This window comes from Streptomyces sp. NPDC054757, from assembly GCF_053612185.1.
Window position 1 is genome coordinate 302,422 of record NZ_JBSHBW010000006.1, and the last position, 22,614, is coordinate 325,035.

Annotated in this window: 19 protein-coding genes and 1 pseudogene; 15 read left to right on the forward strand and 5 right to left on the reverse strand. The window is 72.3% G+C overall.

Annotated elements, in window-relative coordinates; genetic code table 11:
• Window positions 1–2 precede the first annotated feature (2 nt).
• Window positions 3–1,160, forward strand: coding sequence for an ABC transporter ATP-binding protein (locus ACWGKJ_RS11640; RefSeq protein WP_385026098.1), 1,158 nt, complete (start codon window positions 3–5; stop codon window positions 1,158–1,160).
• A 30-nt stretch (window positions 1,161–1,190) separates the two neighbouring features.
• On the opposite strand, the gene ACWGKJ_RS11645 is transcribed toward ACWGKJ_RS11640, so the two are convergent.
• From ACWGKJ_RS11645 to ACWGKJ_RS11655, 3 genes are all read right to left on the reverse strand, one after another.
• Window positions 1,191–2,111, reverse strand: a complete 921-nt coding sequence (locus ACWGKJ_RS11645) for an ABC transporter substrate-binding protein (protein ID WP_385026167.1) — start codon at window positions 2,109–2,111, stop codon at window positions 1,191–1,193.
• Window positions 2,112–2,236: 125 nt separating this feature from the next.
• Window positions 2,237–2,911 (reverse strand): ABC transporter permease, encoded by a 675-nt coding sequence (locus ACWGKJ_RS11650; RefSeq protein WP_385026096.1) that lies wholly within the window; start codon window positions 2,909–2,911, stop codon window positions 2,237–2,239.
• Window positions 2,908–3,579: an ABC transporter permease gene (locus tag ACWGKJ_RS11655; protein ID WP_385026093.1), complete on the reverse strand. Its 672-nt coding sequence runs from the start codon at window positions 3,577–3,579 to the stop codon at window positions 2,908–2,910. The genes ACWGKJ_RS11650 and ACWGKJ_RS11655 overlap by 4 nt, the downstream gene beginning before the upstream one ends.
• A 257-nt stretch (window positions 3,580–3,836) precedes the next feature.
• Between ACWGKJ_RS11655 and ACWGKJ_RS11660 the strand changes: the two genes are divergently transcribed.
• The gene (locus ACWGKJ_RS11660) at window positions 3,837–4,802 is read left to right on the forward strand and encodes a pirin family protein (protein ID WP_385026091.1); all 966 of its coding nucleotides are present in this window, start codon (window positions 3,837–3,839) and stop codon (window positions 4,800–4,802) included.
• Between the two features lie 221 nt (window positions 4,803–5,023).
• Here the strand turns inward: ACWGKJ_RS11660 and ACWGKJ_RS11665 are convergent, their stop codons facing one another.
• Window positions 5,024–5,215, reverse strand: coding sequence for a thiomuracin/GE37468 family thiazolyl RiPP peptide (locus tag ACWGKJ_RS11665; RefSeq protein ID WP_385026088.1), 192 nt, complete (start codon window positions 5,213–5,215; stop codon window positions 5,024–5,026).
• A 213-nt stretch (window positions 5,216–5,428) separates the two neighbouring features.
• On the opposite strand from ACWGKJ_RS11665, the gene ACWGKJ_RS11670 reads away from it, so the two are divergent.
• The 12 genes from ACWGKJ_RS11670 (at window position 5,429) to ACWGKJ_RS11725 (ending at window position 21,343) form a co-directional block, all read left to right on the forward strand.
• A complete protein-coding gene (locus ACWGKJ_RS11670; protein ID WP_453315717.1) occupies window positions 5,429–6,514 on the forward strand; it encodes a hypothetical protein in 1,086 nt (361 codons plus the stop codon).
• A gap of 68 nt (window positions 6,515–6,582) precedes the next feature.
• Window positions 6,583–7,911 (forward strand): nitroreductase family protein, encoded by a 1,329-nt coding sequence (locus tag ACWGKJ_RS11675; protein ID WP_385026082.1) that lies wholly within the window; start codon window positions 6,583–6,585, stop codon window positions 7,909–7,911.
• A complete protein-coding gene (locus ACWGKJ_RS11680) occupies window positions 7,911–10,598 on the forward strand; it encodes a lantibiotic dehydratase (protein ID WP_385026079.1) in 2,688 nt (895 codons plus the stop codon). The genes ACWGKJ_RS11675 and ACWGKJ_RS11680 overlap by 1 nt, the downstream gene beginning before the upstream one ends.
• Window positions 10,592–11,548, forward strand: a complete 957-nt coding sequence (locus ACWGKJ_RS11685; protein ID WP_385026076.1) for a lantibiotic dehydratase C-terminal domain-containing protein — start codon at window positions 10,592–10,594, stop codon at window positions 11,546–11,548. Before ACWGKJ_RS11680 ends, ACWGKJ_RS11685 begins: the two co-directional genes overlap by 7 nt.
• A gap of 60 nt (window positions 11,549–11,608) precedes the next feature.
• Window positions 11,609–12,814, forward strand: a complete 1,206-nt coding sequence (locus ACWGKJ_RS11690) for a thiopeptide maturation pyridine synthase (protein ID WP_385026073.1) — start codon at window positions 11,609–11,611, stop codon at window positions 12,812–12,814.
• On the forward strand, window positions 12,811–14,148 hold the full coding sequence (locus ACWGKJ_RS11695) for a nitroreductase family protein (RefSeq protein WP_385026070.1): 1,338 nt from the start codon (window positions 12,811–12,813) through the stop codon (window positions 14,146–14,148). The genes ACWGKJ_RS11690 and ACWGKJ_RS11695 overlap by 4 nt, the downstream gene beginning before the upstream one ends.
• Window positions 14,149–14,197: 49 nt before the next feature.
• Window positions 14,198–15,619: a hypothetical protein gene (locus ACWGKJ_RS11700; protein ID WP_385026067.1), complete on the forward strand. Its 1,422-nt coding sequence runs from the start codon at window positions 14,198–14,200 to the stop codon at window positions 15,617–15,619.
• Window positions 15,612–17,609 (forward strand): TOMM precursor leader peptide-binding protein, encoded by a 1,998-nt coding sequence (locus tag ACWGKJ_RS11705; RefSeq protein ID WP_385026064.1) that lies wholly within the window; start codon window positions 15,612–15,614, stop codon window positions 17,607–17,609. The genes ACWGKJ_RS11700 and ACWGKJ_RS11705 overlap by 8 nt, the downstream gene beginning before the upstream one ends.
• A 123-nt stretch (window positions 17,610–17,732) precedes the next feature.
• Complete coding sequence (gene thpR / locus ACWGKJ_RS11710) at window positions 17,733–18,335, forward strand: RNA 2',3'-cyclic phosphodiesterase (RefSeq protein ID WP_385026061.1); 603 nt, start codon at window positions 17,733–17,735, stop codon at window positions 18,333–18,335.
• 321 nt (window positions 18,336–18,656) lie between these two features.
• Window positions 18,657–19,001: a beta/gamma crystallin domain-containing protein gene (locus ACWGKJ_RS11715; RefSeq protein WP_385026058.1), complete on the forward strand. Its 345-nt coding sequence runs from the start codon at window positions 18,657–18,659 to the stop codon at window positions 18,999–19,001.
• A 349-nt stretch (window positions 19,002–19,350) separates the two neighbouring features.
• Window positions 19,351–20,430, forward strand: a complete 1,080-nt coding sequence (locus tag ACWGKJ_RS11720) for a C40 family peptidase (RefSeq protein WP_385026055.1) — start codon at window positions 19,351–19,353, stop codon at window positions 20,428–20,430.
• Window positions 20,431–20,434: 4 nt separating this feature from the next.
• On the forward strand, window positions 20,435–21,343 hold the full coding sequence (locus ACWGKJ_RS11725; RefSeq protein ID WP_385026052.1) for a hypothetical protein: 909 nt from the start codon (window positions 20,435–20,437) through the stop codon (window positions 21,341–21,343).
• Window positions 21,344–21,425: 82 nt separating this feature from the next.
• On the opposite strand, the gene ACWGKJ_RS11730 is transcribed toward ACWGKJ_RS11725, so the two are convergent.
• Window positions 21,426–21,965 (reverse strand): GNAT family N-acetyltransferase, encoded by a 540-nt coding sequence (locus tag ACWGKJ_RS11730; RefSeq protein WP_385026049.1) that lies wholly within the window; start codon window positions 21,963–21,965, stop codon window positions 21,426–21,428.
• 211 nt (window positions 21,966–22,176) lie between these two features.
• Here ACWGKJ_RS11730 and ACWGKJ_RS11735 point away from each other — a divergent pair.
• A pseudogene (locus ACWGKJ_RS11735) lies at window positions 22,177–22,614 on the forward strand (hypothetical protein); the annotation flags it as partial.

The window sequence follows — 22,614 nt, forward strand, 5'->3', positions numbered from 1 at the left end:
CCATGATCCGGTTCGAACAGGTCGGCAAGGTCTACCCGGACGGCACGATGGCGGTGGACGACCTGTCGTTCGAGGTCTCCGAGGGGGAACTGGTCACCCTCGTCGGGCCGTCGGGCTGCGGCAAGACGACCACGATGATGATGGTGAACCGGCTCATCGAACCGACCTCCGGCCGGATCCTGGTGGACGGCAGGGACATCTCCGCCATCGACCCGGTGCGGCTGCGGCGCGGCATCGGCTACGTCATCCAGCAGGTCGGCCTCTTCCCGCACCGTACGGTCCTCGACAACACGGCCACCGTGCCCGCGCTGGTCGGCTGGAAGAGGGCCAGGGCACGGGAGCGCGCCGCCGAACTCCTCGATCTGGTCGGACTCGACCCCGGCATCTACGGGTCCAGATACCCGGCGCAGCTGTCCGGCGGACAGCGGCAGCGGGTCGGGGTGGCCAGGGCGCTCGCCGCTGATCCGCCCGTCCTGCTGATGGACGAACCGTTCGGCGCGGTCGACCCCGTGGTGCGCGAGCGGCTGCAGAACGAGTTCCTGAAGCTCCAGGCGACCGTGCGCAAGACGGTGCTGCTGGTGACCCATGACATCGAGGAGGCCGTCCGGATGGGCGACCGGATCGCGGTGTACGGAGAAGGGCGCATCGAGCAGTTCGACACACCGGGTGCGGTACTCGGCACCCCGGCGACTCCGTATGTGGCCGAGTTCGTGGGCGCCGACCGCGGGCTGAAGCGGCTCTCCGTCACCCGGATCGAGACGGACGACCTGGAACAGCCCCCCGTGGCCCGGCTCGACGAGACGGCCGGCACGGTGGCCGGCCGGCTGCGCGCCGAGGGGGCGCGGTGGGCCGTGGTGCTGCGGCAGGACGGGGGCCTGCACGGCTGGGTGGCCGCGGACGCCCTGGCGGGGGCGGGCGCCACCGTGGGTCCGCTGGCCCGCCGAATGGAGGCATGGGTGCCGGTGGGGGCGCCGCTGAAGCAGGCGTTCAGCGAGATGCTGCAGCACGACGCGGGGTGGGTGGCGGTGCTGGACGGGGACCACTTCCTCGGTGTGCTGACCCCGGCCAAGCTCCATGAGGCGCTGCGGCGCTCGGTGGACGCGGACGCGCACGGGGTCGCGCGGGACGAGGTGGAGTTCACATCCGTCTCGGATGCGTAACCGGCCAACGGCGTTACGGCGGGCGGCCCTTCAGAGCAGGTGCTTCGACCGCAGGTAGTTCCTGGCGACGTCCTCGGGCAGCCGCCGCCAGCTGTCCACCTGCTGGTTGAGCGAGGCAAGGTCCTTGGTGGTCAGTACGGCGTTGAGCCGGTCGAGCGCGCCCGTGACGCCGTGGCTCCCGGCGCGTGAGCGGTTGACGACGGGCACGATGGAGTCGGCGTTCTGCAGATGCTTGTCGTCCCGGAGGATGACCAGGCCGAAGGCGCCGAGCGTGGCGTCCGTGGTCGTCGTCAGCACCATCTGGTCCTGTCCGTTCTGCACCGCCTGCTTGGCCGGGGTGGTACCGACGCCCTTGGGGTCGATCCCGGTGAGGCGGATGCCGTAGGTCTTCTTCAGACCCGGCTCGCAGTACGGGCGCCGAACGCACTCGTCACCCGCGGCGAGCCGCACCGCGAGCCCGGACCTGCCCAGATCGCTGAGGGTCCTGAGCCGGTGCCGGGCGGCATAGGCGGCGGTGACCGCGTAGGCGTTCTGGTCGACCGCGCGGCCGGGGTTCAGGACCGTGAGGCCGCGCGGGGCCGCCAGGGCGCGCAGGGCCTTCATGGTGGCCCGGATGTCGGGCGACCCGGCGGGCGGCGCCCCCGCCCCCCTCACCTTGGTGTTCAGCCAGTCCGCGAAGGTCGCCGCGTACTCCGGTACGACGTCGATCTGGCCGCTCTCCAGGGCGGGTTCATAGAGTTCCCGATTGGTCACGGACAGGATGTCGGTGCGGTATCCGGCCCGGTGGAGAAGGAGCGCGTACATCTGGGCGAGCAGATCGCTCTCGGTGAAACCCGCGGTGCCGATGGTCAGCTGCTTGCTGTTGCCGGGCGGGGCCGTGACCGTACCGCGGCTCTCCAGGGCGGGTCCGGTGGTGCACGCGGCGGCTGTCAGCAGGAGCACACCGCACAGCAGCCAGGGCCGGGCATGGAACGCACCGCGCGGCAGCCGGGGCCGGGCCCGGCCCGCACCGCACAACAGGCGGGGCCGGGGACAGAGCCCGCACGGCCCGGCCCGGTCGTGCGACGGGCCCGCCCTCACTCCGTACCGCCTCGCGCCCAAGCGGGTGCCAGCCGCTGCCCGATCACGAACAGGGCCTCCACCAGCAACGCGAACACAGCCACCAGCAGCGCTCCCGCCACGACCTGAGGCGTGGAGGCGAGATTGAACCCACCGGTGATGATCCGTCCGAGCCCACCGCCACCGGCCAGCGCGGCGAGGGTGGCCGTGGCGACGAGCTGGACGGCCGCGATCCGCATACCGGTGAGGATCAAAGGCGACGCAAGCGGCAGTTCCACGTGAAACAGCAGTTGTCGCCCTGACATGCCCATCCCCCGGGCCGCGCTGACCACGTCCCGGTCCACCTCGCGCATCCCGACATAGGCGTTGGTCAGCAGCGGCGGTACGGCGAAGAGCACCAGCGCGATGACGGTCGGCCACTCGCCGTGCTTGCCGAGCGGGGTGAGCAGCAGCAGGACGAGTACGGCGAAGGTGGGGACGGCGCGTCCGACATTGGAGATATTGACGGCGAGCGCACCCCCTCGGCCGATGTGACCGAGCACCACGGCGACCGGCAGGGCGATCAGACTGCTCAGCGCCAGACAGACGACGGTGAGGAAGAGATGCTGGGTGATCCGGTGCGTGATGCCGTCACCGCCGGACCAGTGGGCGGAGCTGGTGAGCCAGGACCAGGCGGAGGAGAGCGTGTTCATACGCGGGTCCATGGTGTGAGCAGCCGCTGCACGCCGAGCAGTACGAGGTCGGCGGCGACCGCGATGACCACACAGAGCACGGACGCGGTCAGCACCTGGGCCTTGAAGTAGGTGTTCATACCGCTGTAGATGAGGTTGCCGAGGCCGCCGTATCCGACGATGGCGCCCACCGTGACGAGCGAGACGGCCGAGACGGTCGCGATACGCAGCCCCGCCATGGCGGCGGGGAGCGAGAGCGGAAGCTCGACGGCGAGCAGCAGCCGGATCGGCCCGTACCCCATGCCGCGGGCGGCCTGTCGGGTCTCCTCGGGCACGGCGCGCAGCCCGGCCAGGATGTTCCGTACCAGCAGGGTGAGCGAGTAGAGGACGAGGCCGGCGATCACGAGGGAGGCGGAGAGGCCGTACACCGGCAGGAGAAGCGAGAACATCGCGAGGGAGGGGACCGTGTAGAGCACGGTGGTGATCGCGAGCACCGGACCGGCGGCCAGCCGCCAGCGACGGGCCGCCACCGCGAGGGGAACGGCGAGCACCAGCCCGACCAGCACGGAGACCGCCGTGAGCTGCAGGTGCTGGAGGACGGCATCCCAGAGGATGGTCTTGCGGGTCGACAGATAGGCACCGCAGATCCACTCGTTGCGCGCGAGGCAGTCATGCGGAGGCGCGATCATCCGTCCATTGCAGTCCGCGACCGGGTACGGTGCCCGTCCTGGTGGTCTGTTCGAGTGTCAGGGCGGGGCTCGGGGTGATGCGGCCCGGCCGGTAGGGCGGGGGCCGGACAGCGCCGGCCGGTGGGGAAAGCCGCAACCGGTCGGGGCGGACCTGGCCCAAGCCTCCATGACGGAACCTGGGACCTTCCAGAGCCAGATGTGTCATCGCGCGTACGGAGCCCCGCACTGTCGCCCGCAGCGGCGCTAGGTTGTGCAGCATGAGCAATCTCGATCGCCAGGCGGCCCTCTCCGTCTGCGGTGGCCGCGGCTTCGTCCCGGCCGAGCCGGTGCGCGAACTCCTCAGCCCCCGCCGGGTGGGACTCGGCGAATCGACCGAGGTGCGCCGGCTGCTGCCGAACCTGGGCCGCCGCATGATCGGCGCCTGGGCCTTCGTCGACCACTACGGCCCCGACGACATCGCCGGCGAACCGGGCATGCAGGTCCCGCCGCACCCGCACATGGGCCTCCAGACGGTCAGCTGGCTGCACGAGGGGGAAGTGCTGCACCGGGACAGCACGGGAAGCCTGCAGACGGTGCGCCCGCGCGAGCTGGGGCTCATGACATCGGGCCGGGCGATCAGCCATTCGGAGGAGAGCCCCGCGGCGCACGCCCGCTATCTGCACGGAGCCCAGCTCTGGGTGGCGCTCCCCGAAGCCCACCGCACAGTGGAACCGCACTTCCAGCACCACGCGGACCTGCCGACAGTGGAGGCCCCGGGCCTCACGGCAACGGTCGTCCTGGGCGAACTCGACGGCGCCCTCTCCCCCGGTACGGCGTACAGCCCGCTGCTCGGCGCCGACCTGGCCCTCGCAGCGGGAACGGAGACCGCCCTGCCGCTGGAGCCGGACTTCGAGTACGCGGTCCTCGCCATGTCGGGCGAGGCGTCCGTGGACGGCGTACCGGTCCAGCCCGGCTCGATGCTCTACCTCGGCTGCGGACGCACAGAACTGCCGCTGCGCGCGGTGTCGGACGCGGGCCTGATGCTGCTGGGCGGCGAGCCGTTCGCGGAAGAGATCGTCATGTGGTGGAACTTCATCGGACGGTCCGACGAGGACATCGCGCAGGCACGCGCGGACTGGATGACAGGGTCACGCTTCGGCGAGGTCAAGGGCTACGACGGCGACCGGCTGTCCGCTCCCGAACTCCCGCCCGTACCGCTGAAACCACGGGGCCGAGTGCGCTGACCCGCGCCTCTTGCGCATCCCGGATCGACAGAGATCACCGGCAGAGAACACCGAACACCGGCTACGGCGGCAGACGTTCACCTGAAGTTCTGACACGGCAAGTTCTGACACGGCCTGCCCCCGGTGCGGCCGGCCGGGGCCGAGCCGTTCGATGCCGCTTACGCCACCGGTGGCCCCACGCGCGTGCCGGGCCGGCTGCTCGCCCGGCACGCGCTGCCGGCTCAGGAGCAGCTGCAGTTACAGCAGTTCGGCGGCGGAGCGCAGCAGAAGCTCGCACTCGCCTCCGTCATGCCGTGACCCGCTGTGAGCGACTGGCTGTGCTCGTCCCCGGCCAGCGAGCCGAGGTCGAGGTCCAGCGCGAGGTCGGCGACCGCAGCAGCGAGCGACGGTGAACCGGTGCTGTTCTCGTTCATCAAGCCCTCCTTTCGAACTAATGGAGCATCAACAGACATGTTCGGGCACCCAGTTCGGACACTAGCGTGACTATTGGGAACTGTGAAGGGGATGGACTAGACCATTAGGCTCCGCTAGTGTCGGCCGCCCGGAGGCCCAGGAACGCAACTTCGTCCGGCGCTTCCACGCCTGCGAAAGGCCGTTACCGCTGAGGAATCCCGATGGAGGTGGCGATGAGGCCGAGGCTGCTCCCCGACACGCATCTGCTGCCATCCGACCGGGGTGTGGTGATCCGCGGGCCCCAGCACACGACTGCCTTCGCGCTGCCGGGAATCCACCCGTGGCTGGAACGTCTGCGGCCGTTTCTGGACGGTCGCAGCACTCTGGACCAGCTCACCGCCGACCTCCCGCCACAGACCGCGCAGCATGTTCGCGCTCTGGTGGAACTGCTGGCCCGGGAAGGCTTCGTACGCGACGCGACGGCGGATCTGCCACACGGGCTGAGCCCACAGGTCCTTGCGCACCACGCGGCACTGATCGACTTCATCGCGGCGCGCGCGGACTCGCCCGAGTACCGCTTCGAGCGGTACCGCGACTGCGCCCCCCTCGTGCTCGGTTCCGGGCGGATGGCACATGCGCTGGTGCTCGCCCTGCTCGCCTCGGGTGTGGCACATGTCCGCCGCCGGCCCGGCACCGCGGATGAGGCGTCCGGAGCCCCTGCGGGCGTGGACCGGCTACGGGAGTGTGTGGCCCTGCTCCAGCAGGAGGGCGGATGCTTCCGCTACGAACAGCTCAGCGGGGACCGTGCCGAACTGCCCGCGGACGCGGGCGTGGTGCTCTTCGGTTCGGACGTGTTCGACGCGGAGGCGGCCGAGCGGGCCCGCGCGCTCGCGATACGCGGCGGCCTTCGGTACGGAGAGGCGGTGGCACAGGGCGATCACATCGTGATCAGCGCCGTGGGCGACCCCGGGAGCGCGTCGGAACCTCCAGCACCGGCCCCCTGCAGGCCGCCGGGCAGCGGACCGGCTCACGATCACGACGGAGCAGGCGCGGCGGATCCGGGAAACCCGGCCGGCGTGCGGGAGCACGGCCTGATCCAGGCGGAAGACCCCAGTCCTTACCTCGGTGGTCCGATCGCGGCTCTCGCCGCCCATCAGCTCTGCCGGCAACTGCTGCACCGGATGGCGGGTCTGGACAACGCCGTTGGCGGCGCAGATCCGTCACTGAAGGATCCGTCATTGGCAGATCCTTCAGTGGTGGGCAGTACCGCGGTACTGGATCTGGCCACCGGCCGCTTCCTCGGCACGGAGGCGGGGTGAAGAGCAGAAGCGACAGGACCGACAGGACCGGGGGAACCGACGAAACCGACGGGATCCTCCGGGCCCGTGTGAGCGAGACCCCCTTCCCACTGGCGCTCTGGGCCGACGCGGTCTACTCCCGCAGGGCCATTCCGGCCACGCTCGCCGCGGGATCCCCGGTCCCAGGAGAAGCCGGTGCGGAGTGCGACCCGCTCCCCCGCGGGCCACGCCTTGCGCTGGCACCGCCGCCGCTCCACCTGCCGCCCGCCCCCGAACCTCCGGTCACCCCCGAACCTCCGGTCACCCCCGAATCCCCGGTCACCCCCGAATCCCCGGCCGCCCTCACCGACCCGGCCATCCTCTCCGCGCTGCTGCACTACTCCTACGGCCTGTTCCAGCACGACCTGACCCCGGGCGGCTGGCCGCTTCACCGGGCGGTGGCCTCCGCGCGCTGCCGCTATCCGAGCGAGGTCACCCTCGTCACACCCGCCGCGGCGTTCCGGTTCGATCCGATGCACCATCAACTCGTCCTGCTGAACGCATCGATGACGGATGATCCGGAGTGCGATCCCGGACGGTCCCGGTTCATCGTGATCACCAGCCGGTTCGCCCGTACCGCCCGGCTCTACGGCGACTACGCTCCACGGCTCTGCGCCCAGGAAGCAGGAATGCTGCTGGGCGCGCTGCACCTGGTCGCCGCCGCAGTCGGTCTGCGCACCCGCCCCGGGCAGGACCGGGAGACGCTGCTCGGCCTCTGCGCGAACCGGCTGCCGGCGGCCGAGCACCCGATGGGCTACCTGGAGATCCCGCGATCCGCGCAGCGTCCGGCCGACCGGGGCTGGCTCCCGCCCGACCTGGCCTCTGTGCTCCGTGCCCGCCACTCGGGCGCCGCGATATTCGACCCGGAACCGGCGCCATCCCCGCGGGCGCTGCTCACCGATCTCGACGCCGCCCTCACGGCAGCGCCGTTCCCCGGCTTCTCCTGCCACCTGCTCGTCCAGCGTGTCACCGGCTTCCCCCCGGGCCACTACGTCCACAGCGGCGGCGGCCTGCGACAGACCGGCGACGGCGACCCGCTCGCTTCGCTCGAACAGATCGGGCAGACCGAAGGCCGGGTGTCGATGAACTTCCGCTCGACCGCCTGTACCGCCTACATCGCCGTCCGGCGCGCCGGCGCCGTCGCACGGTACGGCGCGGACGCCTTCCGCAGACTGCACCTGATCGCGGGGGCGGCGGCGCACCTGATCTGCGTGGTCGCGGCCCGTCATGGCCTGGCCGCCCGCGTCCACAACGGCTACGACGCCGCCGGGGCCGAACGTCTGCTCGGGCTTGCCCGGGGTGAGGAGACCGTGCTCTTCCAGGTGGCCATCGGCAGGATGCGGCCGGGCGCCGCCTTCCGTATCCCGGTGGTGTTCTGATGAGCCGGAACACACCGCCCTCGACGGCGCCTCCCGCGTCCACCGCCCCCGTGGGGGTACGGATCGCCGGACTGCCCACCACCGCACTCGACGCCTCCCGCGTCCCCCGCAGCACCGAACTCGCCCTGCGTATCGGGTCTTTGGACCAACGGCTGGCCGACGAGGCGGCGCAGCTCAGCGACGCGCTGTACGCCCTGATCGGTACCGAACCGGCACGCCCCTTCAAGCCCAGGCTGGTGGGGCTGCGCCGAGCTGTGCACCGGGGCGCCCGCATCGGCCCTCTGCTGGACGCGGCGGCCCCGCCGGATGTGCTCGGTGCCGCGCTCACCGGACGTCTCCACGGCCACGCCGCTCTTGGCCGTGCCCGGGCCGGGCTCTTCGCGGAACTGGGCCGCGTCCTGCCCGCCGAGACCCGGTCGGCGGCAGCGGCCCTCGATGCGCTTGTCCAGGACCCGGCGTTCGCCACCGGTCTCGACTACGCCAGTCCGGACCTGTACGAGGACCTGCGCCGACGGGAGCGCGACGCGCCGGAGCGGCGGCCGCTGGACGGGGCAGCCGTCCGGCTGGCCAAGTACGCGGGCCGCGCGATGGCCAAGCCCAGCCCGCTGACCACCTTCGCCGCGAGCGGCTTCGGCCACTGGGCGACGGACGCCGGCGCCGATGTCACCCTGGTGAGTTCCGTCCGGGCCGAGGCGGCCGAAGCGGCTCTCCTCCCGCTGTCCCGGATCGCCGCCGCTCTCGCCCACCTGCCCGAAGTGGACGGCGCCGTCCGGCTGCGCGTCAATCCGTCGGCCACACCGGTGCTCTCCTCCGGGGGAGAGCAGTGGCTGTTCACCGCGCCGGGCCCGTCCGGCGAGGTGCGTGCCCTGCCCGCCACACCGGCGCTGGCCGCGGTCCTGGCAGCGGTCGACAAGGCAGGCAGCCCTGCGCGGCTGCGTACCCTGCTCGGTGCCTCCGGCACCGGGAGCGCCACGACCGCCACCGCCGACGCCGTCATCGCGCGGCTCGTCCGCACCGGCCTGCTGGAGATGCGTCTCGGCCTGCCCGACCAGGGACTCGACGCCACCACGCTCTGCGACTGGCTCGGCCGGCACCTGCCGGAGCCGCCCGGCGGCGACCGCCTCACCCTCCTGCTCGCGGACCTGCGCGCCGTCCGCGACCGTGTCGACTCCGCCAGAACCGCCAGGCCCGGCTCCCACCGGGGCATCGCCACCGCCCTTCAGCACCACACCACGGCCGCCGCGCGACGGCTCGGACTGATCGGTCCGGGCGAAGAGCTGGACCGCGGCCCGCTGTACTTCCACCACACGGTGGCCGTCGGCACGGCTGCCGTGCTCGACCCGGCTGCCTGGCGGCCGGCTCTCGCCGACCTCGCCCAAGTACCGGCGCTGCTCGCCCCGTTCGACACCCTCACACCTCGGCGCGAAGCACTCCGCCAGCAGGCCGTGACCGTCCACGGCCCGGGTTTCAGGCAGCCGTTCACCCGTTTCCTCCAGGACTTCGGCCCCTGGTGGGCCGCGGCCGGGCCGCACGCTCCCACCGAGCGCGACGCGCGGCGGCAGGACGCACTGCGCCGCCTGATCGCCCGTACTCCCCTCGCCCCCGACGGCACTGTCCGTCTCGAACCGCGGGCCGTCCGTGAACTCTGCGGCGCCTGGACCGAGCCGGACACCTCGGGCGACCGTCACGCCTGTTACGTACAGACGCTGCCCGACCCGGCCACCGGTCTCGGACTGGTGCTCAACACGGTCACCTGTGGCCATGGCACCGGCCGGACCCGGATCTCCCACCTGCTCGGCGCATCCGCCCGTCCCGGGGCGGCCCGCGAGGAGCCTCCCGGCGGCCCCGCGGACGGCCCCTTGTACGCCGAGTTCGACGCCGCCTTCGGCAGTGCCCTCAACCAGCGTGCGCCCGCCACCCGTTACGCGATCGACCTGGACGGTGCCACATCGGACCGGCCTGCCGGGCAGCTGATCCGCCCCGCCGACCTCGATGTCGTACACGACCGGCGCACCCAGCGCCTCCGCCTGACCCACCGCACCACCGGCCGTGTCATACGGCCACTGCACCTGGGCCTGCTCGCCACACCACTGCTTCCGCTGCAGGCGCGGCTGCTGGCGGAGGCGTTCGGTCAGACCTCCTACGCCTTCTGGTCGGACTGGCCGCAGCTGTGGCGGCTGCTCCCGCCGGAGCGGACAGGCCCGCCCCCCGGGGGCCCGGAGGCGGCGCCCGGTGCGGGGTGGACGAAGATGCCCCGTCTCACCGTCGGGGCCCTGGTCCTGCGCCGTGCGACCTGGTTCGTCGACCCCGGCCGGGCACCCGCCCGCGCCGCCGGGGAAGCGGACGCGGCGTATCTGGTCCGCGTGCACACCTGGCGCGTGGCGCTCGGGCTGCCGCTGCGCTGCTTCCTGCGCCTCCTCACTCCGCGCCCCGCCGACGGCTTCACCGGCCCCGCGCTGCACGACAAGGACCGCAAGCCGGTGTACATCGATTTCGCCCACGCCCATCTGCTGCGTGTCTTCGAGCGGGCCGCGGCCACGGGCCGGCCCCTGCTGTTCACCGAGGCCCTGCCCGACCTCCACGACGCCCCGGCCCACCAGGACGGCCGGCGTTACGCGACCGAGTTCGTCATCGAACTGCCCACCGCACCGCTCCCGGCGGCAGACCGGCGCGAGCGGACATGCTGACCCGCCTGCCCGGAGGGGCGGCGGCGCCGGAACCGGCGGGCCGCTGGGTCAGCGCCCATGTGTTCACCGGCCACCCGCTCGACCTGGTGGTGAGCGCGCTGATCCCCCCGGTCGTCGCGGAGCTGCGGCAACGGGGACTGGCCGACCAGTTCTTCTTCCTCCGCCACTGGCAGGGCGGCCCGCACCTGCGCCTGCGGGTCCGTCTCACCACAGCGGCCGCCGAGCCCGCGGTACGCGCAGCGCTGGAGGCACACACCACGGCGGTGTTCCGCGCGCTGCCACCGTCACAGCCCATGACGGCAGACCAGTACCGTTCCCTGGCAGCCCAGTTGACCGCGCGGGAGCCGGAGAGCGAGCCCGGGGGCCTGGCCCCGAACGACAGCCTCGCCTTCCACACCTACCGGCCGGAACACGGCAAGTACGGCCATGGCGCCGCGTTGCGGGCCGCCGAAGACGCGTTCGCCACCTGCAGCGAGCTGGCCACCGACGCCATAGTGGCCGAATGGAGCCAGGCACAGCGCACGGCCCACTGTTTCGCCCTGCTGGCCGCCACCACGGACCCGGGCGTCCCGCCGGGACGGCCCGCGCCGGATGTGCGGGCCCAGTACAGGACCCGGCGCGCCGCCCTGCTCTCCGTCGCCCACGCGGCACGCACGGCCGCACCGCCGGGAGTGGACGCCCCGGCCGGCGCCGACCCGGTGAGCCGATGGCTCGCGGCCTGCCGGAGCGCCCAGTCGCAGGCCGCCTTCCCTGCCCGGCTGGCCGGTCATCTGTCCCATCTGGCCTGCAACCGTCTCGGCATACGGCTCGGCCAGGAGGCCGGCCTGCGTGCCCTGGCCCTGCTGGCCGTGACGGAGCTGACAGAAGACGACCGACCGCTGCAGCACAGCACCCGGCGGCAGCGGAGCAGCCACGACCACGCCCGGCACGACGGCGCGGACCCGCCATGAGGCCGGTCCCGCGCCCCGAGAAGCCCGGACAGCACACAGAACCGCCAAGGAGGGACTCCCGTGACAGCCATCCCGCAGACGGATGAGCCGCAGTGGCGCGCGGCCCACATCGCGTACTTCGGTGACGACACCGACCAGCTGATCCTTGACGCTGTACGGCCGGTGATCGAGCGCTGCGCCGGTCATGCCGAATCGGCGTACGTGCTCCGGCACTGGCGCCGCGGCCCCCATCTGCGCCTGGTGGTCCGGGCCACACCCGCCGTCTTCGCCGGGCTGGTGGTACCCGCCGTTTCCGAGCTGGTCGGCGGAGCTCTGAGGACGCGGCCGTCCACCGCTGCTCCTCTCGACGAGGCCGCCCTGCTGCCGCTGCACCGCCGACTCGCCGCAGCAGAACGGGAACCCGGCCCGCTGACCCCCTTCTATCCCGACAACTCGATCACCTGGGAGGAGCACGACCGCCGGGTCGACGTGCTGGGCTGCCCGGTGGGCGCGGACGAGCTGGCCCTCTTCTACCAGCGGACCAACGACCTGCTGTTCGAACACCTGGAGTCCGTCGCCGCGGGTCTGCCGCGCGAGACGCTGGCCCTGCGCCTGATGCTCGCCACCGCACACACGCTCTGCCGGCACCCGCAGGACCCTTCGGTGCGCCGCGGGTTCGTCTCCTTCCGCTCGCACGCCGAGGGCTACCTGAGCACCGTCGGTCCCGGGGTGCGGGACGCCTTCGAGCAGCGGTACGCGGCCAACAGCGCACTGCTCACCGCTCAGGTGCGTGCCGTGGTCGCGGCCTTCGACGCCCCGGTCACCGAGCCCGGGGCACCGGATACCGGGGCCGCGGCGGAGCCGGGCCTGTCGGCGGCGCTGCACCGGTGGGTGGGTGCGATCGACCCGCTGGGCAGCCGCTGGACAGGTCTGTACGAGGCGGGCGAGATCCCCGAGGCGGAGATCCCGGCCGACGAGGAGAACGGCCTCGGCGAACTGCTCACAGCCAGCCCGCTGCACCGGGCGATCAGCGGCAGCCCCACGTACAAGGAGATGATGTACCGGGACCCGCGCTTCCTGCGTTACCGCCTGATGCTCAACTACACCTACCTCCACCTCTCCCGTCTCGGGCTGCCCGGCCTCACGCGCTATCTGCTCTGCCACCTCGCGGCCAACGCGGTGGAGGAGGTCTACGGGGTCAGCGCGCTCGAACTGGTCCTGGCCACCGCAGCGGACGACCCGGGTACGCCGGAGAGCACCACCAGCGCGGCACGGGCACGCGGATGAGGACCGCCTCACCGGCTCCCCCGCCCGGCGCCTACCCACCGCCCGCCGACACCGGAGGGGCGGCGGCGCGGCGCTACCACGCACGGCACGGCAGTGTGCTGCCCACCATCGACCCGGCGGCCGGCAGCACCGCACCCAGGCACCATCCGGGTGTGCCCGTCCTGCCCCTGCCGTTCCCCCCGGCCTTCCCGTCCCCGTCGGGCGACCGCGGTCCTGCCGCACTCCTGGAGTGTCTGGGCGCGCTCCTCGCCCTGCTCAACGGCGTCACCCGGGTCGACTGGACAAGCACCGGCGTGGCCGCCGGGCGGCCGGTGCCGTCCGGCGGCGGCACCTACCCGGGTGAGGTGTACACGGCCACCGCGTCCGGGCTCTGCCACTATCTGCCGACGGCTCACGCACTCGAACTCCTCTCCCCCGCCGACCTGCGTGCCGACCTCACCCGCACACTGGACCGACCGCCTCTCGAACTGCCGGAATCAGTCCTGTTGATCACCAGTCGCCTGGACGCGAATCTGGCCCGCTACGGTCCCTTCGGCCACCGGCTGCAGGCACTCGACACCGGCGTGCTGACCGGGCAGGCCCTCACCCTGCTGGAGTCGGCGGGCGCCGCGCCGACCGCTCATACGCGCTTCGCCGACGGGGAAGTGGGCCGCCTGCTCGGCCTCGACTCCGCAGCGGAGCACGTCCACTCGGTCGTCACCGCGCGGACGCCCGGGGCGATCGAGCCGGACGCGCCGCTGCTGCGCCGCCACACGGCCCGCTCCGGCTTCGAGCCGGTCCCCGTTCCGTCGGAAACCCTGCTCGCGGCCGTGGCGGAGGCGGCCCGCCCGATACCCCTGGACGAGGGTGCCCGGACATCCCTCGGCCATGACGTCCCGGCCGACTGCGAGCTGTACGTGGTGGCCCACCGCGTCACCGGACTGCAAGCCGGCTGTCACCGGTTCGACCCACGCACCGGTCAGCTAGGACCGGTCACCGGCGGCGCCACACCCCGGAGCCTCTTCCCGCCCGGCGGTCCGGGAGAACTGGCGGGTTTCGAGGCGGCCTGCGCCGTGCTCGTGACCGGCGACTACGAGTCGGGCTATCCCGGGCACGGCGACCGCTGGTACCGGATGCTCAACCTGCGGGCGGGCGTCATCGGCCAGCGGATCGGCCTGGCCGCCGCGCGTGCCGGGATCGGCGCCGGGCTCCGCTGCGATGTCGACACCGCGGCGGCCGACGCCGTACTGGGCGCGCACCCGGACCGCACCACGCTGCTCGCCGTTCTGCTCGGCCACGAACGCGGCAACGGGACGCCGGCCTGCCATCTGGCCCGGCTGGGCGGCCCGTTGTGACCCTGGCGGACCTCCCGACCGTACCGACCCCTCTCAGGCCGAGGACAAAGTGATCACCTCCGACTCCGTACCTCTCCTGCGTCCCGACGTCTTCCTGACCCCGAGCGGCAGCGGTACCGTCCATGTGCGCTCCAGCCATGGCACCGACCTGATTGCCGCCCCCGGTATCGCCGGGTGGCTGGACCGGCTCACTCCGTTCCTGGACGGCACCCGCACGGTGGAGCAGTTGCTCGACGGCCTCGACGGAGCGCGTCGCACGACGGTGCTGCGCGTGCTCCAGCTCATCGACCGCCACGGCCTGTTGGCGGACCGGGCCACTCCGGACACGGAGCGGCGCGCCGCGGCCTACCCACGGCTGCGCGTGCTGATCCTCTGTGCTCCGGCCGCGGCAGGGGCCCTGACCGACGCTCTGCGGCTGACCGGCCTGTCGGCCGTCACACCGGTGGCCGACCACGCGGCGGCCCGGACCGCGGTGGCGGCCGGCGGCCATGACGCACTGCTGCTGCTCGCGCCCGGCGACGACGCCCGGTCCGTCGCCCGGCTCGACGAGGAGTGCCGTGCCCATGGCCTGTGGTTCGCCGCCGCCGTCCGTGACGCGGAGTCCTGGTGGCTGGGTGAGACGCTCTCCCCCGGCCCGCACCGCGCCGCCGGTGGCTGGCTGGGCGGCTGGCTGCGCGTGCATGGCACCCAGCCCCCTCCTCGGGTCCCGCCATGTCACTCCGACGCGGCCGAGTTCGCCGCCGCTCTGCTGGCGCACCGGTTCCAGCGGGCCCTCCTGGCCCCGTCGACCAGCAGGGCGGGCGAGCCGGAACCGCTCGTCCGGCTGGACATCGCGACCCTGACCACCACCCGCCACCCCTACCGGCCGCACCCGGCCGCACTGCCGGCGGCGCCGCAGTCCGCGGCGGAGTTCCTCGCCGGGATCGCTTCCCTGCGCGACGGACCGGCCGTCGGTCCTGAGGAGTTCTCCCGGCGCGCCGCGGCCTGCGTCGACCCGCGCGGCGGCCTGCTCGCCGAGCTGGACGAGGGGGCTCTTCCGCAGTTCCCCCGGCACGCTTCCCGGGCCCTGGTCCGTGACCCGCGCACCGGCCTGGCCGATCACCATGTCTACGCCACGGGCCGGGACTTCACCACGGCGCGGCTGCGCACCGCACGGCGTGCCCTGGCGCGCTACGCGCTGCTCGCCCTGGACCCCCGGCGGTTCGTCGCGGCATCCGGTGGGCCGTCCCTCTGGGCGTGGTGTCCCGAGCGCGGCACGGCCCACCTGGTTCCGGCGTCGGCCGTACGTACGCAGGGCCCGTCCGCGCCCCGGGGGCTCGGTTCGGCTGCCACCTTCGACGAGGCGGTGGCGGAGGCGCTCCGCGACCGGCGCGGCCCCGCGCACGGCACCCTGCTCGTGCCGCTCGACCACGATCCGGCCGCCACCGGGATACTGCCCTGCCTGCTGAAAGCGGTGCGCTGCGATGAGTGACGACCTCCTGCCGGCCTCCGCCCGGGTGCACCACGACGGCGGCCTGCTCGGCCAGGCCCTCGTCCGCCGCTCCGGCACCGTGCCGCTGCCCCGGACCGGGGTCCGGCTGCTGGCGGCCGACACCCCCGACGCCGCGTCAGAACGGGTGCGTGACCTGGTTGCCGACGGGCATCCGCTCCTGCTCGTCGTCGCGGAGCTGGACCGCGTGGTCATCGGCCCGCAGATCCGCCCCGGCGCACCGGGCTGCCACCGCTGTCTCGCCGCCCGCCGTGCCGGAGCGCGTGCCGACGCGGCGGAGGCGGCGGCCCTGCTCGCCACCTACGGCAGCCGTCTCACCGGCACCGTCTCCCCGCTGCTCACCCCGATCGCCGCCGACCTCGCCGCGAACCTCGCCCTGAGCGGGCTCACCGCCGCGGGGGCCACCGAGAATGCCGGGGCCGCCGAGGACGCCGTCACCATGCTCCGGCTCACCGACCTGGGGATCACCCGGCATGTCTTCCTGCCCGACCCCCACTGCCCCGGCTGCGGCAGCCTGCCCGATGACGCTCCGGCCCACGCGGAAATCCCCCGCGTCCCCCGGCCCAAACCGGACCCCGGGGTCCTGCGGGTCCGGGACCTGCGCGCGGAGCGGGCCGTACTGGAAGCCCGCTACGTCGACGACGAGACCGGTGTACTCAAGGGGCTGCGGAACCGCGGACTGCACACCCTGCCGTTCTCCGAGGCCAAGGTCGGCCCGCCCGAGTCGGTCGACGGCGGGTACGGCCGTGCGCTCGACTTCCGTACCGCCAGGGTCACCGCGATCGCCGAGGCGCTGGAGCGGCTCGGCGGAGGCCACCCGGGAGGGCGGACCACCGTGATGCACGGCAGTCACCGCGAACTCGCCGCCCGGTACCCCGGCGGCGTACTGGACCCGGCCACCACCGGCAGCCACGAACCCCGCCGCTACCAGGAACCCGGCTTCCCCTTCCAGCCGTACCACCCCGACCTCGGCCTGCCGTGGGTCTGGGGCTACTCCCTCACCCGCGAACAGCCGGTCCTGGTGCCCGAGAGCCTGGCGTACTACCGTCTCGGCCGCCACCGGCCGCACCCCGCAAGGCCGTTCGTCTCCGAGATCTCCAACGGCTGTGCCCTCGGCGGCTGCGTCGAGGAGGCCGCCCTGTACGGGCTCCTGGAACTCGCGGAGCGCGACGCGTTCCTGCTCACCTGGTATGCCCGTGTGCCGGCGCCCGCGCTCGACCTGCACACCGCGCGCGACCGGCGGATCGGCCTGCTCGCCGACCGGATCCGGGAGCGCACCGGTTACCGCGTCGAAGTCTTCGACGTGACCGGCGCCGAGGGCATTCCGTGTTTCTGGGCCGCCGCCGTGGACACTCGGCCGCGGCCCGCTCCCGGCTCCGGACACGATGCGCCCCGCCCCGCCGTGCTCTGCGCCGGGGGTTCCGGACTCGACCCCGAACGGGGCATCTTCGGCGCACTGCACGAACTGGTCACCGCCATCGAGGCGTACGGGCTGATCTACCCGCAGCGTAGGGAGGACGCCGCCCGGATGCGCGAGGACCCCGAGCAGGTCCGCCTGATGGACGACCACGCGCTGCTGTACTGCGATCCGGTCGCCGCCCGCCGCCTCGACTTCCTCCTCGCCCCCGGCGGCCGGCCGCCACAGGAACGCCTGAACCTGCGTGAACTCGCCGACCGTTACGCCTGGCCCCGCCACACCGATCTGCGTGCGGATCTCGACACGTTGGTGAGCCGTTTCGCCGCGAACGGTCTCGAAGCGATCGTCGTCGACCAGACCACCCCGGTGCACGCCGCGTCCGGACTGTCCTGTGTCAAGGCCGTCGTCCCCGGACTGCTCCCGATGACCTTCGGACATCATCTGCGCCGCATCTCCGGACTCGACCGGGTGCTGACCGTCCCCCACCGCCTCGGGCGCCTCTCCCGGCCCTTGCGCCCGGAGGAGGTCAACCCGCATCCGCACCCGTTTCCGTGACCATGCCGGAGACCGCCGTCCCGGCGTCCACGGAGAAGCGGGCACCGCCTCGCGCCCGCCCACGGAAGCCCGTGCACCGGATACGGTCGTACGGCAGAAGCGAAAACGCGTCCGACCACCCGAATGCGGTACGAAGTCCCAGTGAACGAAGAGACCGGCCCCGCGAGTATCCGCGTGTTCATCGCCCTCGCCCCGCCCGACAGCGCGAAGGAAGAACTCTCGCGCGAACTGCTCCCCGCCTACGGCACACACCCTCATATGCGGTGGAACCGTATCGAGGACTGGCACATCACCCTCGCGTTCCTCGGAGAGCTTCCGGCATCGGCCGTCGCTCTCCTGCGCCTGAAGCTCGCACCTCTCGCCGCTGCCGCCCGGCCTCTCAGCCTGGCGCTGCGCGGCAGCGGGACCTTCGACGCGCGCGTGCTGTGGAGCGGGGTCGACGGGGATCTCGACGGGCTCCGGTCGCTCGCCGCCGACGTGCGTACCGTAGCCAGGTACTGCGGAGCCGCCTTCGAGGACCGGCCGCTGCGCCCCCATCTGACGCTGGCCCGTGCCCGCAGGGACGATCGCTCCTCCGTGACGGAGATCGCCGCCGGGCTCGCCGGCTTCACCGGCCGTCGATGGCAGGCCGGACGTCTGCACCTCGTCGGCAGCAACACCGGCCGCGGTCCCGGACCGATCCACTACCGCGACATCGAGGCCTGGACCCTCGGCAGTGGTGACTGAACGCCGTACGGCAGCCGACGGCGGCGGCCGAACCCCATGCGGGGCGCGCGCCCACCGCCCCCGCCGACCACGTCACCGCCCTCCCACCGCACCAAGGCGCCCAAACGTTTCATCAGTGAACCGAACGCCTAAATCGGGACATTGAGGTGCGAATTTCGGACGAGCGCGGCCAAGTTGATCCCGGAGCGCACCGGTCACGCGGGAATCTCAGTGCGCGACCGCGAAGGACCTTGGGGGGTCCGTCGCGGTGCGGGCGCCCCACGTGCCCGCGGGCGCGGGGGCGCCGCCCTGCTCGATTCCCGTGAAAGAGAGAACGTGTTCATGAAGTCGAAGAGACTCATCCGATCGGCTGCCGTGGCGTTCGCCGCGGCGGCAGCAATCATGCTGACCACTCCCGGCAATGCCTTCGCCATCAACCACGTCGAGTGCCGGGGCGGTGAGAACTTCCTGAAGATCTGGTCCCACAGCGGCGGTCGGCAGAGCGTGGATTGCTACGCGAACAAGGGACGGACCGCGTTCGGCGGCTGGTGGGTCGACAAGATCTCCACCGGAAACAACGACCTGATCTACTACGACGCCAACGGCGACTCCGTACGGATCAACCGCTGGACGGAGATCACGTTCCCGAACCGCCCGCCCAAGGTCAACTCCATCGAGATCCTGTGACGTCCTGACAGCAGCACCGGCGGCACCCGGCCAGGCCAGCGGAGACCACGCTGACCTGGCCGGTCGCGGTCAATGCCGTACGGAAGCAACAGCCCCCTCCGGGGAATCCGCACGAGAAGACCGGACACCGGATCAGAACGGCTGGGCTTCCTGCAATTCACTTCTCCGTCCCCGCGATGGGCCATTGTTCCGCGGGGACGTTGACACGTGCGGGGATACCGGGGTGGGCCGTTCGAGTGAGGGTAGTGTGTTCACAGGTCGAACAGATCTCCCTATGCCCCGTGGTGGCGACCGCGGTGGCAGGCGATCCGTCCGAGCTGTCCGCACGCGACCTCTGAAAGTGGAGCTGATGAACGTGTCGACCGGCGGCGGACAGCTGCGAGGCCGGACCACCGTAGCAGTCCTCGTCTGCGCGATCTCCCTGATACCTGGGCCGAGTTACGCCGCTCCGAACGACCCCGGGACGCGGGGCAACGAGTCGATCGAGCAGATCCGTACGGAGTTGGACGGCCTCTACCGTCAGGCCGAGGTGGCCACCGAGGCGTACGACGGAGCCAACGAGAAGGCGACCAAGCAGGCGAAGCGGCTGGCTTCCCTGCAGAAGGAACTCGCCCACTCCAAGGACCGGGTGGAGAGCCTGCACGATCTCGCGGGTGAGGCGGCCCGTACCCAGTACCGCGGGGGCTATCTCGGCTCCACCGGACTGCAGTTGCTGCTCGGTGACCACGCCGACCGGGCTCTGGACGACGCCGCCCAGAGCAGTCAGGCCATGCAGAGCCTTGTCAACGCCTCCGAGGCCCAGAAGACCGCGGGCGAGGATCTCGACGCGCGGACCGAGGCCGCCGAGAAGGAGTTGCGGGAGCTGAAACGCACCCGTGCGGACAAGGCCAAGTCGAAGACGGAGATAGAGAAGAAGATCGCCGAGGCCGAGCGGATCGAGTCGGGGCTGGCGAAGGGAGAGGCCCGCAAGCTGGCCCAGTTGGAGAAGCAGCGCGAAGACGCGGCCAAGTCCAAGTGGCCGGGCTCCGGTCAGAGCGGCGGCCCGTCGGGCGGGAACAGTCCCGGCGGAACGAAGGTGAGCGGAGCGGCCGGGAAAGCCGTTGCTTTCGCCATGGCCCAGATCGGCAAGCCGTACGTATGGGGCGCGGTCGGCCCCTCGTCGTACGACTGCTCGGGACTGACCTCCGCGGCCTGGGCGGCGGCCGGGCACCCCATCCCCCGTACCTCGCAGGCGCAGTGGGCGGGTCTGACCCGGGTCAGCCTGTCATCCGCGCGGCCCGGTGACCTGATCATCTACTACAACGCCACGCACGTGGGCATGTACATCGGAGGCGGACAGGTCGTCCACGCCCCACGGCCCGGCCGCTCGATCACCACCGCGCCCGCCGCTTCCATGCCCATCCTCGGCGTAGTCCGACCCGGAGTCTGAGCGAATGTCCCACTCACTGTCCCCCCGTGACAAGGGGAACCTGCCCGCGCTCAGCGCACAGCCGCTGATCCGTCTCGACGCGTACGTCGCCGATGACGGGTCGACGGTGATCAACGGCCATCTGCTGGAGATGGGCGGCACACGCCCGCCCAACGAGGCGATTCTCGACGCCATAGCCATGTTCGCCCGCACTCTGGGGGCCCCGGTGGCGGCGACCGTCATCGACCGCAGCGTTCAGCAGGTGGCGCGGATCCGGGTGTACCCCGACGGGTCGAGCCGGAGCATCGGCGAGGAGGAGGACCTGCCGCCGGGGCCCGAGCGGACCGCGGCGGAGGAGGCGGCCTTCCCTCCGCTCGCCCGCGTCGAGCGGATCATCCAGCACGCGCAGCGCGAGGAGCTGCACGCCGCGTTCGTCCTCGCCAGCGCCCTGCGGGAACATCTGACGCTGCGCAGGAACGCGGAGGACGATCTGTCGCTGGAGGCACGGGCGATCGAGGCGTACATCGCCTATCTGCGCGGCGACTACATGATCTCCACCGTCCTCGCGCTGACCGTGGCGCGCATCCGCTGCCGCACCGATCTCAACCGGGCCGCGCCCGAGGTGGCCCGTGCCACCGCGGCATGGCAACGGCTGCGCGACGGTGACCAGGTGGTGACCCGGGGGCAGGAACTGCTGCACATGTGGGAGCGGTTGTCGACGGAGGGCCTGCTGCAGGACCCGTCCCACCGCACCATGGCGCAGGCCGTACGCACCCGGCTCGAACGGGGCAGTCAGTACGTCGAGCCGGCCCCCGCCCCCGCGGCGGCCCTGACCGCGGCTCAGGGCCCGGCCGCCCCTGAGGACGAGCCGCTCAAGCCCACCCGAAGGGGACTGCGGCGCTTCACCAGGTGGCCCGGCCGGGCGGCCGACTGACCGGAACCCACCTTCGGAGCCCTCGGAAGCCTTCGGAAGCAGTCGCCCCAGCAGAAACGCGCCCTGCCGCGGCGGCTGGGGCTCAGGGGGACGGCGTGACCGGGTGCCGCAGGCCGAGCCACTGCTCGGCGTCCCACGCGTGGAACCGCTCCACCTCGGTGAACCCCAGCTTCGCCGCGAGGCGCATCGAGCCGACGTTGGCGGTCTGGGTGGCGAGCACCACCGGCTCACCGGGGAGGACGCCGTCGAGCCAGCCGAGTGCCGCCGCGCACGCCTCGGCTGCGTACCCGGATCCCCACGCCCGCGGCGAGAACAGGTAACCGATTTCGGCCTTCCCCGCGGCAGCCGGACGATGATGCGCCGCAGCCCTCCTGAGCAGGATCTGGCCGATCATCGCCCCGTCGAGATCGACGACGAAGCTGCCGGGCCACCGCTCGGGCACCCCGGGCATCTCGCGCTCAAGGTCGTCACGCGGCCGGGGGCCACCGAGGTAGGTGTGCACCTCCGGCGACGCCAGCAACTCGATGAAGGCCTCACGGTCCCGGGCCTCGGACTCACGGAGTACGAGCCTCTCGGTCCTGATCGGCTCGGGCGGCCAGGCTACGGGCCCGAGATCAGACATGCGCGCAGCCTAACAACCTGAGCGGCCGCCCGCCCAGGGCCGCTCGACAGAGCGGCGGCGAACCGGTTCAGCCTTCCCGAGGAGTTCGCCTCGGTCCCCGGGACCCTCGTCGGCGATCGCATGGCTAGGGTGGCTGTTGGGTCGGTGTGACCTTGCAGGGAGTGGGGAGTGACGGATGGGAGCGACGAACGTCCCGTTCATTAAGGTACCGGTGGGGAGAGACGCCGAGCGCTGGACGAGCCGCAGGGTGCATCGCCGCGTTCTGCTCGTGGTGCACAACGTCACCTCTGCCGGACGGCTGCTGGATGTGCTGCCGCTCTTCCATGACGACTTCCGGATCCAGACACTCGTGACCTCGACGGGGTCCTCCGTCTTCCAGAGCGGCACGGCCGAGCTGTTCGGCGAACTGGGCTTGCCCGTCATCCCCTGGGAGCAGGCTCTGAGGACACCCGTGGACCTGGCTGTCTCCGCCAGCTTCGGCGGACAACTTGACCGGATCAAGGGCAAACTGGCCGTACTTTCGCACGGAGTTGGATACACTAAGAGACTCGACAAGCCGGGAGCCGGGAGCCGGGAGCCGGGAGCCGGGAGCCGGGAGCCGGGAGCCGGGAGCCGGGAGCCGGGAGCCGGGAGCCGGGAGCCGGGAGCC

Bases quoted from the DNA above. Each gene is read 5' to 3' on its own strand.
- ACWGKJ_RS11655 (WP_385026093.1), bottom strand. From the start codon at position 3,579: ATGATCGCGCCTCCGCATGACTGCCTCGCGCGCAACGAGTGGATCTGC.
- ACWGKJ_RS11665 (WP_385026088.1), bottom strand. From the start codon at position 5,215: ATGAACGAGAACAGCACCGGTTCACCGTCGCTCGCTGCTGCGGTCGCC.
- ACWGKJ_RS11650 (WP_385026096.1), bottom strand. From the start codon at position 2,911: ATGAACACGCTCTCCTCCGCCTGGTCCTGGCTCACCAGCTCCGCCCAC.
- ACWGKJ_RS11695 (WP_385026070.1), top strand. From the start codon at position 12,811: ATGAGGACCGCCTCACCGGCTCCCCCGCCCGGCGCCTACCCACCGCCC.
- ACWGKJ_RS11705 (WP_385026064.1), top strand. From the start codon at position 15,612: ATGAGTGACGACCTCCTGCCGGCCTCCGCCCGGGTGCACCACGACGGC.
- thpR (WP_385026061.1), top strand. From the start codon at position 17,733: ATGCGGTACGAAGTCCCAGTGAACGAAGAGACCGGCCCCGCGAGTATC.
- ACWGKJ_RS11725 (WP_385026052.1), top strand. From the start codon at position 20,435: ATGTCCCACTCACTGTCCCCCCGTGACAAGGGGAACCTGCCCGCGCTC.
- ACWGKJ_RS11720 (WP_385026055.1), top strand. From the start codon at position 19,351: ATGAACGTGTCGACCGGCGGCGGACAGCTGCGAGGCCGGACCACCGTA.
- ACWGKJ_RS11680 (WP_385026079.1), top strand. From the start codon at position 7,911: ATGAGCCGGAACACACCGCCCTCGACGGCGCCTCCCGCGTCCACCGCC.
- ACWGKJ_RS11715 (WP_385026058.1), top strand. From the start codon at position 18,657: ATGAAGTCGAAGAGACTCATCCGATCGGCTGCCGTGGCGTTCGCCGCG.
- ACWGKJ_RS11730 (WP_385026049.1), bottom strand. From the start codon at position 21,965: ATGTCTGATCTCGGGCCCGTAGCCTGGCCGCCCGAGCCGATCAGGACC.
- ACWGKJ_RS11660 (WP_385026091.1), top strand. From the start codon at position 3,837: ATGAGCAATCTCGATCGCCAGGCGGCCCTCTCCGTCTGCGGTGGCCGC.
- ACWGKJ_RS11670 (WP_453315717.1), top strand. From the start codon at position 5,429: ATGAGGCCGAGGCTGCTCCCCGACACGCATCTGCTGCCATCCGACCGG.
- ACWGKJ_RS11685 (WP_385026076.1), top strand. From the start codon at position 10,592: ATGCTGACCCGCCTGCCCGGAGGGGCGGCGGCGCCGGAACCGGCGGGC.
- ACWGKJ_RS11640 (WP_385026098.1), top strand. From the start codon at position 3: ATGATCCGGTTCGAACAGGTCGGCAAGGTCTACCCGGACGGCACGATG.